Annotated in this window: 1 protein-coding gene and 3 pseudogenes; all 4 read right to left on the reverse strand. The window is 34.5% G+C overall.

Features of this window, described 5'->3' with window-relative positions:
* Positions 1-180: pseudogene (locus SPD89_RS22510) on the reverse strand (hypothetical protein); the annotation flags it as partial.
* 231 nt (positions 181-411) lie between these two features.
* Positions 412-851, reverse strand: a pseudogene (locus SPD89_RS22515) (SMI1/KNR4 family protein).
* A 603-nt stretch (positions 852-1,454) separates the two neighbouring features.
* Positions 1,455-1,934, reverse strand: a complete 480-nt coding sequence (locus SPD89_RS22520; protein WP_336264188.1) for a hypothetical protein — start codon at positions 1,932-1,934, stop codon at positions 1,455-1,457.
* Positions 1,935-1,937: 3 nt separating this feature from the next.
* A pseudogene (locus SPD89_RS22525) lies at positions 1,938-2,592 on the reverse strand (hypothetical protein); the annotation flags it as partial.

Raw genomic sequence — 2,592 nt, forward strand, 5'->3', positions numbered from 1 at the left:
ACCGCCGAAAAGATCATCCAGCGTGATTTGTGCTTTCGGTATTTCACCGCTTGGTATGTAATCTGTATTCACTTTTTGCATTGCGCCGATCCGGTTCGTCGTTTTATACCCTTCAATCGTTAAATCCCGAATCGCTTCGACAAATTTATCCATGTCTTTGTAAAAGCGTTCATCGATCACATCATCGACAATGGCTCCGACTTCGCCTACAAATAAATGTAAGGCTTGAAAATCTTCACTCAGATGATGGTATTTACTTTTCTGATTATCATGGGTAAAGTTTACGAATCCATCAGTGTCATATTTTCTAATAAGAGATTCTACGTTGATTTATCTGCTGGTTTAATCTTAGTTAAAGTTAAAAACCTTGAAAGGTATTGAACCAATCAAGGTACCAGTTTTATTAGATTATTAATCAATTATTAACTCTAAGTAATATTTATCATCTTCATCTATTTTTCTTAAAAATTCATCTAGAGAGGTCGCAATCTGAATATCATAATAGTAAATCAGATTGCTATTTTTTTCATTCAACTCGATTGACATTAAAGCCGATTCACTACCTTCAAAAAATATTAGTTTGTTATTTTCAAATTCATCATAGATGTCTATGTCGGGATAAAACTCAAAATCATTAACTCTTAGCCTAAAATCTCTCACAGAATAAGGGTCCATAATTACGTTGATATTAAACTCAGAACCTTTAATAAAGCCGTAGCCAACCACTCTAAAAAAGTAACTAACTCCTTAGGAAACTTTAAATCCAGTTCCTTCTCAACCTCTTTGACTTCATTTTCAGTCACTGGATAAAAATTATTTTCTGCGTTGGCCTTAATAAATTCATAGCCCATTATTTCACCACTCCTTATGGCGAAGTCTTTTATCTGGTTCATCCGCTTCAGACCTTCTAGACGTGCGGTATGAATCGACCCTTTCACCATATCCTTTAGTCTCATTGCTGGAGCTGTTTTCAGACTTATTGCGGCAGCTTGCTTTAATTTTCCGACTCTACCTAAGATCGCAAACTTTTTCACGGAACCTACGCTTGGAATAAAATCCAGTGGTGCCAGTCCTCCTATGAACCGATCGATCTCCTGTGCCTACTTTTTAACCGGAATACCCCTCTTTGATAATTAAATCGATACCTAGTATAAACGCAGAGAAAACGGAACCTAGTTCTTCCCCTTATTTATCCTTGATTGGTTACAGGTATAGCAGTACCATTAGTCCATGACCGTCTCCCGGACAAACACAGCCTTATTTTTATTTTCCATATGCAATAAAATACCCCTTTCACGTGCCAGTTGTTTATCGCCGAGCTTTGTCATTCTGTCATTTTCTTCTTATCGTAATTAATAATTCTTGTTATTCATCCTAAATAAAATTATACTTAAAATAAAAATACCTTGAGAGGACTCAAGCCTATCAAGGTATTACTTAATATCAAATTTTGTCTATCTATTATGTTCACTATACAAATTGATTAACTCAGTTTTGAAGTCTTCATACATTACAAATGCACCTTCTAATATCTCTTCTAATTCTTTATAATTTCTAAAAATTGGTTCTGTTATTCTTTTACTTGGATCAATTAATAATCTTGGGTAAACACTCCAAGGACTCCCTAATCTTACCTCATTATTATGATAAACAACCCAAATAAACTCTGTAATTCCATATTCTAAAACTATATTAAACCATATCTTATAATTGGGTGAGTTATCTATAACCCCTACCTTAAAAAAGTTTTCTTTCTTGTCAAAAGATACTTCATACCCAAACCCTTTAATTATTTCAACAACAGTATCTATTTCAAAGTTCTCAAAACTGTCGTCGGGATTTCCATTAAAACGATTGGACATTTCTTTATACCTATCTACAAATCGAATTTTTTCTAAAGAAGTTTTAATTTCGGGTTTTAACTCAAAACTCATTCTCTACTCCTCCATAAATCTTAATTTTATTCCATATTCCTTAGCAATTTGTTTGTACCTTTCAATATCAGGTAAATTTTTATTGGATGCCGGGATTTCCAAGATAAGTTCACCTTCCAACTTTCTCCCATCCAGCTCTGGGTAGCGATTTGAGCGTATTTTAGTTTCAGCTGAGTATTTCTGATTCATTTCTTTTAAGTATGCACTGTATGTTTTTTCGTCAACCATATCTAAATCTGTTGCTTTCCTTGAAATGATTTCTTTAGCAATAGGATCATATGAATCTAATCTTTTCCCATTTTCTAAGTGGATCTCATGGTAATTGTATATACGTCTTTTTCTCACACTCTTGTTAAACTTATTTCCCCTTGCCATAGGAGAATCGTTTAACCAGTAATCTCTTGCCTCTTTCCATTCTAACCTATCCTTTGGTAGTTTTCCCTCTTTTGCTTTTCGTGCAAGATAATTTGCGTAATTAGACTCTAACCTCGAATCAATAAAACTCCCATTAGGTGATAGAAGTTCATTATCCGTCCCCTTACTCCCCTTCCCAATCCCCTTCACATCTTCAATCTTTGCTCTGAAAAAGTTTTCTGCTGCATGCGAGTTTTTCACTTTGCTTCCTGAAACTATTGCACCATCAGGGGTTGCAAGCTTA

Origin of the sequence: Pseudogracilibacillus sp. SO30301A, assembly GCF_037072025.1 — a bacterium.
Classification (GTDB): Bacteria; Bacillota; Bacilli; order Bacillales; family Amphibacillaceae; genus Pseudogracilibacillus.